This window comes from Nonomuraea thailandensis (assembly GCF_024172165.1).
GTDB lineage: Bacteria > Actinomycetota > Actinomycetes > Streptosporangiales > Streptosporangiaceae > Nonomuraea > Nonomuraea thailandensis.
Window position 1 is genome coordinate 618,444 of the sequence record NZ_JAMZEB010000001.1, and the last position, 14,860, is coordinate 633,303.

Here is a 14,860-nt window from a genome sequence, read left to right on the forward strand (position 1 = left end):
GCGGACCCAGGTCTCGGAGTGTCCTGTTCCTGTGAGACAGAGACATGGGTTTCCTTAGAACTGGACGCGATCGCGGCGGGTCAAGCGCCGGAGCAGGGCCACAAAGACGGCGATGAAAAGCAGTGTGACGACCGAGGAGGCCGCAGCGTAGCCGAACGCGTATTGCGGGACCCGTCCACCGAACGTCTGACCGTAGATGAACAGGGCGGAGTTCCACACCGCCGTGGGCGGCAGGTCGTTCGTGGTGCCACCGAAGGCATAGATGAATTCGAATATCTTCAGCGAGCCCACCGTCCAGATGACCGCGGATGTCGCGATGACATCCCAGGTCAGTGGGATGGTGACATGGCGGAGGCGCTCCAGGGCGGTGGCACCGTTCAGCGCACAGTCCTCGTAGAAGTATCGCGGGATGCGATCGACACCGGCCATGAGGATCGTCACGTAGAAACCGGTGTTGACCCACACCAGTCCGGCGAAGATGAGGAGGAACAGGTGATCTCCCAGCCAGTTCGGCGGGTGGTCGACACCTGCTCCCCGCAGCGCCGCATTCAGTAGCCCATCGGTCTGGAACAAGAAGCCCCACAGCACTGACAGCACCACAGGGGCGACGATGTTGGGAAAGAAGAGGACCGCACGGGCGAACCGGCGGCCCGCCATGTCGCGCAAGACCATGGTGAGGGCGAAGCTGAGCACGAAGACAAGAAGGCCGCCGCCCAGAAGCAGGATCAGTGTGTTGGCGCTGGACGTCAGGAAGACGCGGTCCTCCAAGAGGAGGAGGTAGTTGCCGAGCCCTTTGAAGGTCATCTCGCTCAGCCCGTCCCAGGCATGCAGGCTGATCCAGAGGGAAGCAATGGTGGGCACGAGCAGGAACACCGCGTACAGCAGCAGCGCCGGCGTGACGAAGAGCCAGGTGAGCCGGCGCCGCTGCAAGTCGAGCGGCCGAGTCGTACTGGAGCGGCGCACGGTCAGCGCGGCCATCAGCCCTGCTTCTTCCAATACTGGACCTGCGCGTCCTTGATCTTCTGGACGAACTCCTCGGCGCTGGCCTTGCCGCTGAGCAACTCGGTGGCCAGTGGGGTGAAGACCTCGACGGGATAGTTCGGTAGGACGTCCGCACCGTCGAAGTAGGGGACGGTGGGCGCGTCAGCCAGTGCCTCGGCCAGATCGGCGACCGGCTCCGGCGCTGGGATATCTGGCCGGGGAGTGATGTTGAGCGCAGTGGTCGCGATGCCGGACAAGACATCTTTCTTCATGAAATAGGCGATGAACTTCTCGGCAGCCTCGGCGTGGGCGGCGCGCTCGGGGATCCCGAAGCCGATGAGCGACGTCCGCACCGATCGCGTGCCGCTGATGCCGGGGAACGGGAAGGATCGGTAGACGAAGCCGGGCTTGACCGATTTCTTGGTCTCGCTGGAGACCCAGGTGCCCATCAGGAGGAAGTCGGATGCGCCGCTGGCCCACTTCTCCTGCATGGCCGGGAACTTGCTGCCGAAGGAACCGTCGAGGAAGTAGCCACCTTTGGCGAGGCTCTCCGCCTTCTTCAGCGCTGACAGCACCTTGGGGTCATGCCACGACGCACCCGTCTTGTCCTGGGCCATCCGGAGCAGTGTGCCATCGCCCATCTCGCGCGTGATCAGTTCCACCAGCCACATGGCCGTGTAGCCGCCGATGTCACCGTCCACGGCCAGGGGCTGCCGTCCAGCCGCCTTGAGCTTGTCGAGCTGGGCGACGAAGTCGTCCCAAGTGGCCGGCGGCGGCTCTGTGTGCGTGGCACCGTCGTAGAAGAGCCCGACCGCGATCACCTCATAGGGGACCATGTACGGCTTGCCGTTCTTCCCCTTCACCAGATCCTGGTATTTCCTGGCACCGACCTCGGAGACCGTCCTCCCTTCTCCGGGGACCTGGGCGGCGTAGACGGCTGAGAGGTCCCGGGCCTGACCGGCGTCGGCGAACGGCGCCCAGGACTTGTTGCCATCCTGGTCGACGAGGTCGGGAACGTCTCCCGAACGGAGGACCGGCACAAGCTTCTGCTGCACCTCGCGCCCCTGCCACTGCGCGTTCACCTTGATCCCGGTCGCTTTGGCGAATCCGGCGAAGGCGGACTTGAGCACTTGGGCCTGGGGTTCGTTCTCTTCCCACATGGACCAGTACGTCAGGCTCTCTTCGTCCTTGCCCGCGGAGTTCCCGCCACAAGCAGTCGTCGCCAGGAGAGTGGCTGCAGCGGCTGCCGCTAATTTGCGCTTCATGTACACCTCGATGTCAGAAGATGCAAGGAACTTCCGGATTTCTTGCCTTCTTGGAGCATGATTGAGCCTCGGCGGTGGCTAGGTCAAGCTCTCTTGCCCAGCATGCGCGCCCGCCTGGATGTCATTATGTGTGGATTCTTGCACGAAAGATTGACTTATATAGCATCTTCTTGCACAGTGATGCCAATCGAGCTTTACCTAGGAGTTCGGCATGTCAAACATCCCTCGCAGGCGCTTCCTCGCCATCGCCGGAGGCACGGTCGCGGGGGCTTCCGCGATCTGGCACGGCGGCACGGCCTCCGCAGCGGCCGCGGCCGGGCTGCCGGCCGTCATCCCTGCCATCCGGTCGTGGACTGCCGGATCGGGCACGTTCAGCTTCTCTGCGACGACACGCATCGTTGTGTCCTCGGACACGGTGCGCACCGCGGCGGAGGTCCTGGCGGAAGATCTCAAGCTCGTGACCGGGCAGTCGGTTCCGGTCGTCGCACAGGTACAACCGGCGGCAGGCGACATCAGTCTGAAGCCCACCGACGTGCCCAACGTCGGGAAGGAGGGCTACGAACTGAGCGTCGGCCCCTGGATCGAAGTGCGAGGCACGCCGTCCGGCGTGTTCTTCGGCACTCGCACACTCGTTCAGTGGTTACGTCAGGCCAGGAGCCTGCCCGGCGGCCTCGCACGCGACTGGCCGCGATATCCGGAGCGCGGCCTGCTGGTCGCGAACGTCCCGAAGCACTTCTCCATGACCTGGTGGCGGGGCCAAATCCAAGAGCTGTCCTACCTGAAGATGAACCTGCTGTGGATCTACGTCGGCTACGACAGCACGCCTCTGAGGGAAATGACGGACATTGCGAAGTATGCCGCACGGTACAACATCGCGGTGGTCCCTCAGCTCAACATGCCCGACCACATGGGGCGACTGCTGTACAACAGGCCTGACCTCCAGTTGCGTGCCCGGCCCCAGAGCCTGGATCTGAGCAATCCGGAGGCCTATACATTCGCCCAAGACCTGGTCAAGCCGCTCCTCAATCAGTTCGACACCCCGCACTGGCATCTCGGCTCCGATGAGTATCTCCTCGGCGCCAACTACTCCGACTATCCGCAGCTCGCCAACTACGCCAAGCAAGAGCACGGGCCGGATGCCATTCCCCAGGATGTGCATCATGGCTTCATCAACCAACTCAACGAGGTGGTCCGCGCAGGCGGAAAGACGATGCGGGTCTGGAACGACGGCATCTACCCCAATGGGGCCGTACAGATTAGCAAGAACGTCGTCATCGAACACTGGGTCCAGTGGCCCGGCCGCAAGACCCCGCAGGACTTCATCAACGAGGGCTACAGCGTCGCCAACTCCAACCAGGACTTCCTCTACTACGATCCCGGCACCAGGCACCCCGATCCGGCCAAGATCTATAACGAATTCCGCGTCGGGCTGTTCCACGGCACGCCAGTGGTGATTCCCGATGAGAACCCCCGGCTGCTGGGTGCGAAGCTGCACTTGTGGACGCTGCCGGACACCGAGACCGAGGAATTCCAGTCCGACAAGCTGATGGCGCCGCTCCGCTCGCTCGCGCAGGTCCTCTGGGGCTCTCCCAAGCCCGCCGCGGACTACACGGGCTTCTCTCCGCTGATCACCACAGTGGGGCGGCCTCCCGGCTTCCCGGTGATGCGCCACACCATATCGCCGATCGACGGCACCACCAGCCTCTGGCCCCACCGGGTCCTGGTGGTGCGCTTCTACGACTCGGTCGATCCCGGCACCATCCAGTTGACGGTCTCCAGCTCGGCGGGCGCCGTTCCCGGCAGCCTCACCTACGACGCGGCTACCAAGAGCGCGACGTTCAAGCCGAATCGGCCGTGGGATTGGGACACCCTCTACACGGCATCCCTCACAGCCCGTGACTACGCCGGCCACAGCATCTCTCCCGCACACCAGTGGTCTTTTCGCTCCGCGAAGGCGCCGACAACCGCCTACCCCCGTTCAATCTGGCCGGATCCAGAGGGGCCCGCGGTGGAGAAGGCCGTGGACGGCACGCCGCTCGAGCTGGGAGTGAAGTTCCGCACCGATGTCGCGGGCCAAGCACGCGGCGTCCGCTTCTACAAGGCCCCAGGCGACTACAGCAGCCACGTCGGCTCGGTGTGGACGGCCACGGGAACCAGACTGGCCCGGGCCACCTTCACCGAAGAGACAGCGGCCGGCTGGCAGGAGGTCCGCTTCCCCACCCCCGTACGTCTTCAGGCCAACACCACCTATGTCGTCTCCTACAGCTCGCCGGGCGGAGTCTACGGCTACAACGACGGCTTCTTCGCCTCATCGGGAGTGGACAACGGTGTCCTGCACGCCTTGAGCGGCCCGGCCGGGGGCGGCAACGGGGTCTTCGCCACCGGCGTCGGCGTCTTTCCCTCCAGCACCTTCAGGTCCATGAATTACTGGGCTGACGTACTGTTCGATCCGGACGAGTACTCGATCTGGGATCTCAAGGACGCTCCCGCCTGGGGCGCCAGGGAGACGCAGGCATTGGAGATCGGCGTCAAGTTCCAGGCGACAACGGCAGGCCGCGTGCGGGGCGTACGGTTCTGGAAGGGCACGCACAACACCGGCACTCACATCGGCTCGCTGTGGACCGGGACCGGAACGAGGCTGGCCTCGGCCACCTTCACAGGCGAGTCAGCCGGCGGATGGCAGACGGTCCGCTTCACCGACCCCGTTCAAATTCAGCCGAACACCACCTACATCGTCTCCTACAGCTCGCCGACCGGCGCGTACAGCGCCATCGACGGCGGGCTGACCAACGCCCGCGTCAACGGGGCGCTGCGTGCCCTGTCCTCGACCGAGTCCGGAGGAAACGGGGTGTTCGCGCTCGGCGCGGGCGTGTTCCCCACGCGGTCCTATCAGGCACGCAACTACTTCGTCGACGCCGTTTTCTCAGTCGCGTGACCGCGAGTGTCGCTGTCGACGTCCACACCCACCTCGGGGAGCTCCACACGCATGTACGGGCGCCCCTTGCCGAGGACGAAGTCCGCGCGTGGGGTGAGGCGCAGTGGGATGTCACGCCGGAGGACCACGCGCAGGCCTCGGGCGCGGCGAGGACCTCGATCGTGCTGGCGTTCGACGCCGAACCTGTGGGCGTGGTCGTTCCCAACGACTACGTGGCCCGCGCCGTGACCGGCAACCCCAGGCTCGTCGGCTTCGCCAGCGTGAACCCGACCCGTCCCCACGCGCCCGCACTACTGGACAGGGCCATCGAGGAGCACGGTTTACGGGGCCTGAAACTGGGTCCCACCTACCAGCATTTCCATCCGCACTCCTCGCAGTGCCTGGACCTGCTGGAGGTCGCCGACCACCACCGGATCCCCGTGATCTGGCACCAGGGCACCACCTTCACCAGGGCCGCTATGGCCGAGTACTCCCGGCCACTGCAGCTCGATCTCCCGGCACGCCGCTTTCCCTCACTGCGCATGTGGATCGCGCACTTCGGTCATCCCTGGACAACCGAGGCCGTCACCGTCGTCCGCCGGCACGAGCATTTCTATCTCGACACCTCCGCGCTGGACACACGTCCCTGGCAACTGGCGATGGCGATGGCGTCTGCGTACGAGTACCGGGTCCTCGACAGGGTGCTGTTCGGCTCGGACTACCCCTTCTCTACCGTGGAGCGCACCCTGCGAGGTCTTCAGAAGGCGTCCGCGCAGTGCCGTTCTCTCGGCATCGCACCGATCACCGATGACGACATTGACGCGATCAGCAGCCGAGATTCACTGTCCCTGCTCGGCATCCCCGGCAAAGGAGGCGCATGACCATCGCAGGTGTTCTCCCCGTCTTTCAGACCCCATTCGGACCGGACGACCAGATCGACCGGACCGCGCTGGCGAGACAGTTCGACTGGCTCTTCGCCAATGGCGCGGACGGCGTGGTCCTCGCCATGGTCAGCGAGGTGCTGAGGCTGTCCTCTGAGGAACGCGACGCGCTCGCCGGACTGACCTGCGAGCTGGCCGCCGGCCGCGGCGTATCGGTGGTCAGCGTCGGTGCGGAGTCCACTCGGGTAGCGATACGGCACGCCAGGCACGCCGAGAAGGTCGGCGCCACCGCGGTGATGGCCACGCCACCGGCCCTGCACCAAGCGGATGAAGAGCAGCTCTTCGGCTATTTCATGAGCATCGCCGACGCGGTGTCCGTTCCGCTCATCGTGCAGGATGCCAGCGGTTACGTCGGTGCGAACCTGCCGATCACACTGCAAGCACGCCTGCACGCCGAACTCGGCGATCGGGTGCTGTTCAAGCCGGAAGCCCATCCTGTAGGCCCTCGCCTGACCATGCTGCGCGAGCAGACCGGGGGACAGGCCATGATCTTCGAAGGTACAGGCGGGCTCTACCTGGTCGACAGCTTCCGGCGGGGCGCCGTCGGCACCATGCCCGCCGCTGACCTGGTCTGGGCGCTGTCCGCAATGTGGCGGGCGCTCTGTGCCGGCGACTACCCGCGCGCGTACCGGATCGCCGGTCCCCTGGCCCTCATGGTGTCGCTGCAGACCAGCCTGGACGGGTTTGTAGCCATCGAGAAGCATCTGCTGGTCAAGCAGGGTGTACTGGCATCCGCAGCCATGCGAGGGCCAGTCGGCCACTTCGTCGACGCCCAGACGGCCGCGGAGGTCGAAGTTCTCCTGGACCTCTTGCGCGCGGCGGTGGCCGATGAGTGATCGTCTCGCCGTGGTGACCGGTGCGGGAGGCAACATCGGCGCCGCTTGCGCCCGTCTCCTGAGACGCGTCGCGGATGTCGTGCTGTGCGTTGACCGTGACGAAGAGCGAGTCGCCGCCACGGTCTCCGCCCTCGGCCGGCAGGGGCGCATGCTGGTCGCCGACGCCACCGACGCTCACTTCGGGACGGCGATCGCGCGGTCCACCGCTCTGCTCGGCCGGGCTGTCGCCGTCGTACACGCGGTAGCCCACGAAGATCATCGCTCAGCCGACGAACTGGCGCTCAGCAGCCTGCGGCAAAGCCTGACCGTGGGGCCGGTGGCGGCGTTCGCGCTGTTCCAGCAGCTCAAGGTGACCGGCTGCCTGGCCAGGGGAGCGGCACTGACGGTGATCGGATCGCTCCACGCCAGGCTTCCCTTCCCTGGCGTACTCGGATACAACGCGGCCCATGCGGCGCTGGGGCAGGTGGTCAAGACCCTCGCACACGAATGGGCAGGCGACGGGGTGCGGGTCAACGCCGTAGCTCCTGGCTGGATCAGGACCGGGGGCGAGGTCGTGCTGTACGGCGAGGAGCGGCTCGATCAGGCGGCCGCCGGTCTGCCCTTCAGGCGGTTCGGCACCCCAGAGGAGGTCGCCGACGCGGTGGGATTCCTGTCGTCCGACGCTGCCGCCTACATTTCCGGCAGCACCCTTACCGTTGACGGTGCCCTGTCGGTATCGATGGCACGGCTGCCATGAACGTCGTATGCGTCTTCGCCCACCAGGACGACGAGATGCGCTGCCTGGGCACGCTCCTGCGACTCCGGGACGCCGGGTGCCGGATCGTCTTCGTGTGCATCACGCGGGGAGACAAGGGCCTGCCCTTCGATCCGCTGGCCGACGCCGTGCGGGTGCGCGAACGAGAGATGCTGGCCGTCGCCGACGCCTTCGCGGCCGAGTACGTGTGCCTGGGCCGCGAAGACGGCTTCGCCGAGGACAACGCCTCGCTGCGCCGCGATCTGATCCGCACGCTGCGCCGTATGCGCGCGGAACTGATTTTCACGCATTGGACAGCCGACTACAACGACGACCATGTCGTCACCGCGAAGGCGGTGACCGACGCGGCCCTGTTCGCCGCCATCGCGTCCGTCGAACCGCATGTTTCCCCGCTGCCGCGCGCACCGCGGATCTTTTACACCCATCCCGGAGACGGCTACGGCTTCGAGGCGACCCATTTCGTCAGGCTCTCGCCCGTCCACCACGCCACCAAGTCCGAGTTGATCAGGAGGCACCACAGTCAGATGGACGTGATGCGCAGGATGCGTGGCCACGACTACGCCGATGAGCTGGCCGCCGAGGACCGCCGCCAGGGTGCCCGCTTGATGGTCGACTATGCCGAGGCGTTCCGCGCTTGCCTGGCCGAGCGGCGCATCCCCTGGCCTTCGGACCTGCCGGGGGATCTGCATGAAGATCACTGAGGTCATCCCGTATCTACTACGCGGGGACGAGATGTACGGCTCTCACGGTGGCGCCGCCGAAGTGACCGACCAGGGTGATTGGCTGATGCTCGTCCAGGTGCGTACCGACGAAGGGCTGCAGGGGTGGGCGGACGTTGAGACGTTCGGGCCCGCCGCCGTTCGTATCCTGTCCGGGCGCGGCATGGGGGCGCTGGGCTTCCGCACGCTCGCCGAGCAGCTGATCGGCAAGGACCCTCTCGACCCGGAGTCTGTGTGGGCGGAGCTGTACGTGGCCAGTTCCTACTACGGCCGCCGCGGGGTGGCCATGCATTGCATGTCGGCCATCGACAACTGTCTGTGGTCCATCCGTGCGCAGGCTGAAGGCCGGAGCCTGGCGGAGACGCTCGGGACCCGGCGCCGCGACCGGCTGCCCGCCTACGCCTCTACGCTCTTCCGCCCGACCCCGGAAGCCAACCACGCGGCCGCGGTCCGCTATGCCGAGCGAGGCTTTCGCGGGGTGAAGTTCGGCTGGGGAAACTTCGGCCTGGATCCTGGCAGGGACAGGGAGAACCTGGCCGCCATCGCCACCGCGCTGGGCGATGATCGGGCGCTGATGATCGACCCGGGGTGGTATGTAGAGGATGCAGGCACCCCCAGAGTCCGCAGCGTGCCGGAGACCCGGGCGATGCTGCACCTGCTGACCGAGTTGGAGCTCGAATGGGTGGAGGACTTCGTCCATCCCGAGACTCCGGCAGACTACGCCGCCTTCAAGGCGGAGTTTCCCACGCTCCGCTTCGCGGCCGGCGAGCAGCACGCCACGCGCTGGGACTTCCACCGCCTCATCCATGAGGGCGGCGTCGACGTCCTCCAACCGGATCTGTCACGTTGCGGCGGCCTCACCGTCGCCCGATTTCTGGCGTCGGACGCCGAGGCGATGAGGCGTCGTGTCGTCACCCATTCGTGGTTGACCGACCTCTTGCACGCCTACAGCCTGCACTACCTGGCCACCCTCAGGCGCGCGACTTGGGTGGAGTTCAACGTCGCGCAGAGCGTCCTCAGCCAGGGTGTGACGACCCAACGGCTGGCGCTGGCCGATGACGGCACCCTTGCCGTCCCCAACGGCAGCGGGCTGGGCGTCGAGGTGGACCTGGGGTTTGTCCGCGCACGCAGAGTCGACTGCATGGGATCACTATGACCAGCACCTTGTACGTGACCGGCCTGTCGATCCCCACAGGCGAACCACCGCGGGCGAGCAGCCTACCGATCTTGTCTAGTTGCCGGCCGAACGTCCAGGTCCTCGACGCCGACCAGGAGATGAGGGCGGGTATGGAGTACGGCAGCCCGCCGACGCTGCTGCCGTACACCAGGCAGGAGGGCTACGGACGCAACCGTGCTGACCGGGACCATGTGGCGATCGTGCTGGAGAACGAGACGCTGTGCGCGACCTTCCTGCCCGAGCACGGCGGTCGGCTCTGGTCGCTGACGCACAAGCCAACAGGGCGCGATCTCCTCCATCGCAACCCCCTCTTGCAGCACGCCAATCTGGCCCTCCGAGACGCTTGGTTCGCCGGCGGCGTCGAGTGGAACCTCGGCACCACCGGCCATTGGGGGCTGACGAGCAGCCCGCTGCACGCCGCTCGCGCGGAGCGGCCGGTCGGCACGCCCGTGCTGCGTCTGTACGAGTTCGAGCGGATGCGCAGGCTGGTGGTGCAGATCGACGCCTACCTGCCGAGTGGATCGCCGGTGTTGTTCGTGCACATCAAGCTGCACAATCCGCACGGCCATGAGGTACCGGTCTACTGGTGGTCGAACCTCGCCGTGCCAGAAACTCCCGACACCCGGGTTCTCACTCCCGCCGAGCATGCCTACCAGTATGGATACGGAGCCAAACTGCGGCGGATACGCCTCTTGCCAGACGCCGGATATCCGGCACGCCAGCAAAGCGCGAGTGACCACTTCTTCGAGCTGGACGCCGGGCAGCCTCCGTGGATCGCGGCCCTGGACGGCGACGGCCGCGGCATCGCCCACGCATCCACCGCCCGCCTGCGCGGGCGCAAGCTGTTCTGCTGGGGGACGGGCCCCGGCGGCCGCCACTGGCAGGAGTGGCTCAGCGGACCCGACAACCTCTACCTGGAGATCCAAGGCGGTCTGGCTCGCACCCAACTCGAGCACTTGCCCATCTCCGCGGCCACGAACTGGTCCTGGCTGGAAGCGTTCGGCATGGCGGAGGCCGACCCTGTGGCGGTGCACGGTGCGTGGGCCGACGCCACAGCCGCCGCAGGCGACGCGGTGAAGGATCTGATCCCGCCAGGGCTTCTCGAGGATGAACTGGCGGCGGCCAGGCTGTGGCACGACTTTCCACCGATAGAACAACTGCACACCGGCTCCGGCTGGGGAGCGCTGGAGAGGGCGGCCGACGTCCTGCCGGACCTTCCCGCCGTGCCGTTTGGCCAGCCTGGGCCGGACCAGGAGCCGTGGTTGCATCTCCTCAAGAGCGGCGAGCTTCCCGCCACTGACCCGCCAGCCCTCCCGGTGATCGGACAGCCGTGGCGCCGGCTCCTCGAACAGCACGTGCCCGATTGGCATGCTCTCCTCCACCTGGGCCTACTGCGCATGGCCGATGGCGACACCGATGGCGCGCGCGAGGCCTGGACGACCTCGCTCAGCCTGCGGAGCACCCCCTGGGCCCTGCGCAACCTGGCATGGCTGGAGGAGCCGGACGAGCGAGCCAACCTCCTCCTCCAGGCACAGGCGATGCTTCCGCGGCTGCGGCAACTCACCGTGGAGACGCTGGAGGCGCTGCTGGCCGCCAACCGCCCAGCGACCGCGCTCGACGTCATCGACTCGCTGGACGGGCACGACAGCCGCGTGACGCTGCTGGAGTGCCGTGCCGCACTCGCCGCAGGCGATCTGGCCCGCGCGAAGAGGCTGCTCGATGATGAGCTTCAGGTGCCTGATTTGGGGGAAGGCGAGGACGACCTGAGCGAGCTCTGGCAGGCTGTGCATGGCCGAGACCGGCCGATTCCTCCGCGGTATGACTTCCGCATGCGCTGATCACATGCGGAAGTCGTAGAGGCAGGGCAGGGGGTTGTCACGACGAATGCTGATCCGGTCGGCGCCGGTCAACACACCCTGTCCGGCCGCGATGCGCCGTTCGTGGTACGCCCACCACAAGCTGTCGAGCGGCAGGCTTTCACCTTCCTTCAGGTCGTCCACCACGATGCCCGCGGTTAGAAGTCGCTCGGCCCGCCGCAGGTCCCCGAAAGCCAGCGCCGCCACGCACTCCAGGTATCGGACGCGGCCGTGCGCGTAGTCCGCCGCGTCCAGTCCGTTGACGACCGCGAGAGCGTCGCCCGGTCTGCCGGCCTCGACCAATACCGTCAGCGTCTCGATGGTCAGCGGTCGGAGACCAGGAGCCAGCCGGTGCGCCTGCAGCATGCCCTCGGCTGCGCGCGCCAAGTCTCCGTCGAGGGCCTCGGCCATCGCCAGATTGCGCAGCGCCCACGCATTGCGGTCGGCAGCCAGCGACCTGACCCATGCTACTTTCGCCCCCTCCCGATCTCCAGAGTGCCAGCGGGCCACCCCCAAGTGCAGCAGCGTGAACCATGAGGGGTTTGCTTGTTCGAGCAGCGTGAGCCAGCGGGGGCCAACCGCGTAGGACGACGGCGGCAGGCTGCTCGAGGGCGTGGGCATGGTGCCCGTTTCCACCAGCATCCGCCAGGAGTTCTGGTCGCGACCGATTGTGTCCTGGCCGAACGGCGTGCCAGGCAGGTCGAGGCCTTCCAGCGCGCCCCAGCCGGAGCCGCGCTGCAGCGTCTTGGCCGGGGGGGCATCGGCCCACGCGGCCGCCTTAGTGAGCTCGGCGTCCAGAACCCCTGCGGGGATGAGTTCGTCAACGGCGACAGCGGCCGCCGCGCATGCTCGTGACCACTCGGACGAGTGCACTTCGACCACCGGTAGCTCCCCGGCGCCGTACGCCTCCATCCACGACCACGAAGCCCCGCCGGGAAAGGGGACGTGCTCCAATTGGGTACGGGTCAGGCCCACCTGAATCTCCAGATAGGCTGAGCCAGGGCCGGACAGCCACTGCTGCCAGTTGCACCCTCCGACGCCATTGCCCCATCGGAACTGCTTCCGTCCTCTGACCCGCCCTTGTGTCGTGGTGTGGAGAAGGCCCGCGCCCTCGGCATCGACGGCCGCGATCCACGGCCGTACACCATCGGGGATGTCGTAGAACAAATCGGTGGCACCCTCGCACCTGCCGGGGTAGCTGCTGTCCTCCCCATCGTGCTCAGGAATCGTCACCTGACGAAGCACGCCACCGGCCATTCGATGCGCGGTGACTGCGGGGGCGATCACCCTGGTGCCAGGCGTCTCAGGCACTGCGATGTCGGTCCACCAGAACAGGGGAACCTCGTGGTCGTTGGGATTGCGTATCCGAACGTGGACGAAGAGGACGGCTGATCCCTCCGGCAGGTAGGCGTCCACCTGGAAGACGAGCCGGCGCATACGCTCCAACTCGTACAGCCGGAGAACCGGCGTCCCGTCCGGCTGCTCGACGCGAATGGCATGGAGTGGTGAACAAGTCAGCGGCGTGTGGCCGAACGTACCGATGTTCCACTCGACTCCGCCGGCGAACCAGGCGTTCCGGAGCCCCAAGTTGGCGGGCTGCATGATGGCGTTGCGGTGCAGGAGCTCGCGTCCTGTCGGCAGGTGGGTCAGAGACCACAGTCTCCCACCGTATTCCAGCAGGAATTCCGCCCGCAGGATCCCGTTGCTCAAGACCGCTGTGCGCACCGGCCGTTCGACTCTGTCCCTGCTGTAGCCGTCCTGCATGGTGTACGGGAGGAGCGAACCCCCGAACGTGTAGCCGAGCCCCGCGGCAATCTCCGCATCTTGCACGCTCGGCATGAAGTAGTGCATCTCACGCAGTGGCGGCAGCGGGTTGTCCGGCCCAAGTGGAGCAACTGAGAGGGTGCGCTGGGCCAGTTCCAGATGGGTCACAGGCCCATGATGGAAGCGGTTGCCACATACATGCAACAACGGGGCATGATAGCGACATCTTATTGCCCAGCAGGGAGTGCCAGTGAATCGCCATGATCGGTGGAACAGGCTTCTGGAGCTGCTCGCGGAGCAGGGACAGCTCAACATAGAGGACACCGCCGCGCTGCTCGGAGTGTCCGACGCCACCATGCGACGCGACTTCGACGAACTGGCCAGCCAACAACTGCTCATCAGGACCAGAGGCGGAGCCACCGCTCACAGTGTCGCCTATGAGCTACCCCTAAGGTACAAGACCGCCCGGCAAGCTCCGGAGAAGCAGCGCATCGGAGCGGCGGCCGCCGCGCTCGTCCCCGCGGGGTCCACGGTAGGCATGAACGGCGGCACAACTACGACCGAGGTGGCCCGCGCGCTGGCGACCCGCGTGGACCTCAACGAGGAACAGCCGAGCCCCGCCATCACTGTCGTCACCAATGCCCTCAACATCGCCAGCGAACTGGTGGTCAGGCCGCACATTAGCGTGGTCGTCACCGGAGGCGCAGCCCCGCCCAAGTCGTATCAACTCCTTGGCTCGGTCGCCCAGGCGATGTTGGCGTCCATCGCGCTCGATGTGGCGATCATCGGCGTCGACGCCGTCGACATTAAGCACGGCATCAGCGCCAAGAGTGACGAAGAGGCCAGCATCAGCCGACTCATCGCCGCTCACGCCGACCAGGTCATCGTCGTTGCCGATGGCTCCAAGCTAGGGCGGCGGGCTTTCTCCCGTATCTGCCTGATGCAAAAGGTGGACATCCTCGTCACCGACAACACTTCACCCACCGACGCGGTGACCATGCTGACCGACGCGGGAGTGAAGGTTCTCCAAGCCTGATCTACCTCACGCTGGCTTCGTCCCCACCTCGATATCCGCTGGAACACTGCACTGCTTTCATGGCAATAACACTCTGCGCATGTCGGATCGGAGCCACTTCGACTTACGGAGCCACCGTCATGAACATCGGTCGCTTTCGGCTTGGAGCACGCAAATCACGATATATCCCTTTGGCCAGTCAGACTTCTATCAAAGCTATCTACCGGATACAGCTTCGCTCCACCCTTATTCCTGCCAAACGTAGATGTTCGACGGCCAAGATCGTTAGGTTGGCGCCATGAGCTGACGTGAAAGTGCCGCGAGGTGAACATCATGCGACCTGCCCAGCCGAAGATCGCCGAGCCGTCCGGGAGGTCCACCGGACCATGAACAGCTCGGTCAACGCGACAAACCCGAGGAAGCCTTCAATGCTTCGCCCGATACGGCCTGGACCTCCCGTCCACGGAAATCACCAGGATGCTGCTCGACGGCGGCGTGGCCGTACGGTCCGGCAGCGAATACGGCCCGAGCGGCGAAGGCCTCATACGGCTGTCCTTCGTCGCCGATCTCGGTACGCTCGCGGCAGGTTTGGATCGGATCGAGACTATTGTGCTGCGACTACGGGAGACACGCTGACC

The 14,860-nt window shown here is 66.1% G+C and carries 12 protein-coding genes; 9 read left to right on the plus strand and 3 right to left on the minus strand.

Going from position 1 to position 14,860, the window contains the following annotated elements; all coding sequences use genetic code 11:
- Window positions 1–54 precede the first annotated feature (54 nt).
- Together HD597_RS02935 and HD597_RS02940 are read right to left on the minus strand one after the other, a co-directional pair.
- Complete coding sequence (locus HD597_RS02935) at window positions 55–978, minus strand: carbohydrate ABC transporter permease (protein WP_253740133.1); 924 nt, start codon at window positions 976–978, stop codon at window positions 55–57.
- Entirely contained in the window at window positions 978–2,246 is a 1,269-nt protein-coding gene (locus HD597_RS02940) for an ABC transporter substrate-binding protein (RefSeq protein ID WP_253740134.1), read from the minus strand. Before HD597_RS02940 ends, HD597_RS02935 begins: the two co-directional genes overlap by 1 nt.
- Window positions 2,247–2,457: 211 nt before the next feature.
- On the opposite strand from HD597_RS02940, the gene HD597_RS02945 reads away from it, so the two are divergent.
- The 7 genes from HD597_RS02945 to HD597_RS02975 are packed head-to-tail and all read left to right on the plus strand — an operon-like array spanning window position 2,458 to window position 11,425.
- A complete protein-coding gene (locus HD597_RS02945; RefSeq protein ID WP_253740135.1) occupies window positions 2,458–5,181 on the plus strand; it encodes a DUF4082 domain-containing protein in 2,724 nt (907 codons plus the stop codon).
- Window positions 5,178–6,041, plus strand: a complete 864-nt coding sequence (locus HD597_RS02950; protein WP_253740136.1) for an amidohydrolase family protein — start codon at window positions 5,178–5,180, stop codon at window positions 6,039–6,041. The genes HD597_RS02945 and HD597_RS02950 overlap by 4 nt, the downstream gene beginning before the upstream one ends.
- The gene (locus HD597_RS02955) at window positions 6,038–6,937 is read left to right on the plus strand and encodes a dihydrodipicolinate synthase family protein (RefSeq protein ID WP_253740137.1); all 900 of its coding nucleotides are present in this window, start codon (window positions 6,038–6,040) and stop codon (window positions 6,935–6,937) included. The genes HD597_RS02950 and HD597_RS02955 overlap by 4 nt, the downstream gene beginning before the upstream one ends.
- Window positions 6,930–7,673 carry an SDR family NAD(P)-dependent oxidoreductase gene (locus tag HD597_RS02960; protein WP_253740138.1) on the plus strand — a complete coding sequence of 248 codons (744 nt, stop codon included), beginning with the start codon at window positions 6,930–6,932 and terminating at the stop codon, window positions 7,671–7,673. Before HD597_RS02955 ends, HD597_RS02960 begins: the two co-directional genes overlap by 8 nt.
- Window positions 7,670–8,392 (plus strand): PIG-L deacetylase family protein, encoded by a 723-nt coding sequence (locus HD597_RS02965; RefSeq protein WP_253740139.1) that lies wholly within the window; start codon window positions 7,670–7,672, stop codon window positions 8,390–8,392. Before HD597_RS02960 ends, HD597_RS02965 begins: the two co-directional genes overlap by 4 nt.
- Window positions 8,379–9,566, plus strand: coding sequence for a mandelate racemase/muconate lactonizing enzyme family protein (locus HD597_RS02970; RefSeq protein ID WP_253740140.1), 1,188 nt, complete (start codon window positions 8,379–8,381; stop codon window positions 9,564–9,566). The genes HD597_RS02965 and HD597_RS02970 overlap by 14 nt, the downstream gene beginning before the upstream one ends.
- Window positions 9,563–11,425 (plus strand): DUF5107 domain-containing protein, encoded by a 1,863-nt coding sequence (locus HD597_RS02975; RefSeq protein WP_253740141.1) that lies wholly within the window; start codon window positions 9,563–9,565, stop codon window positions 11,423–11,425. The genes HD597_RS02970 and HD597_RS02975 overlap by 4 nt, the downstream gene beginning before the upstream one ends.
- Here the strand turns inward: HD597_RS02975 and HD597_RS02980 are convergent, their stop codons facing one another.
- Window positions 11,426–13,375: a DUF5107 domain-containing protein gene (locus HD597_RS02980; RefSeq protein WP_253740142.1), complete on the minus strand. Its 1,950-nt coding sequence runs from the start codon at window positions 13,373–13,375 to the stop codon at window positions 11,426–11,428.
- Between the two features lie 82 nt (window positions 13,376–13,457).
- Here HD597_RS02980 and HD597_RS02985 point away from each other — a divergent pair, with 82 nt between their 5' ends.
- Together HD597_RS02985 and HD597_RS02990 are read left to right on the plus strand one after the other, a co-directional pair.
- Entirely contained in the window at window positions 13,458–14,243 is a 786-nt protein-coding gene (locus HD597_RS02985; protein WP_253740143.1) for a DeoR/GlpR family DNA-binding transcription regulator, read from the plus strand.
- Window positions 14,244–14,699: 456 nt separating this feature from the next.
- Window positions 14,700–14,858, plus strand: coding sequence for a hypothetical protein (locus HD597_RS02990; protein WP_253740144.1), 159 nt, complete (start codon window positions 14,700–14,702; stop codon window positions 14,856–14,858).
- Window positions 14,859–14,860 lie beyond the last annotated feature (2 nt).

Excerpts from the sequence above, each read along its gene's own strand:
- HD597_RS02935 (WP_253740133.1), bottom strand. The coding sequence starts at position 978 with ATGGCCGCGCTGACCGTGCGCCGCTCCAGTACGACTCGGCCGCTCGAC.
- HD597_RS02940 (WP_253740134.1), bottom strand. The coding sequence starts at position 2,246 with ATGAAGCGCAAATTAGCGGCAGCCGCTGCAGCCACTCTCCTGGCGACG.
- HD597_RS02945 (WP_253740135.1), top strand. The coding sequence starts at position 2,458 with ATGTCAAACATCCCTCGCAGGCGCTTCCTCGCCATCGCCGGAGGCACG.
- HD597_RS02955 (WP_253740137.1), top strand. The coding sequence starts at position 6,038 with ATGACCATCGCAGGTGTTCTCCCCGTCTTTCAGACCCCATTCGGACCG.
- HD597_RS02960 (WP_253740138.1), top strand. The coding sequence starts at position 6,930 with ATGAGTGATCGTCTCGCCGTGGTGACCGGTGCGGGAGGCAACATCGGC.
- HD597_RS02965 (WP_253740139.1), top strand. The coding sequence starts at position 7,670 with ATGAACGTCGTATGCGTCTTCGCCCACCAGGACGACGAGATGCGCTGC.
- HD597_RS02970 (WP_253740140.1), top strand. The coding sequence starts at position 8,379 with ATGAAGATCACTGAGGTCATCCCGTATCTACTACGCGGGGACGAGATG.
- HD597_RS02975 (WP_253740141.1), top strand. The coding sequence starts at position 9,563 with ATGACCAGCACCTTGTACGTGACCGGCCTGTCGATCCCCACAGGCGAA.
- HD597_RS02990 (WP_253740144.1), top strand. The coding sequence starts at position 14,700 with ATGCTGCTCGACGGCGGCGTGGCCGTACGGTCCGGCAGCGAATACGGC.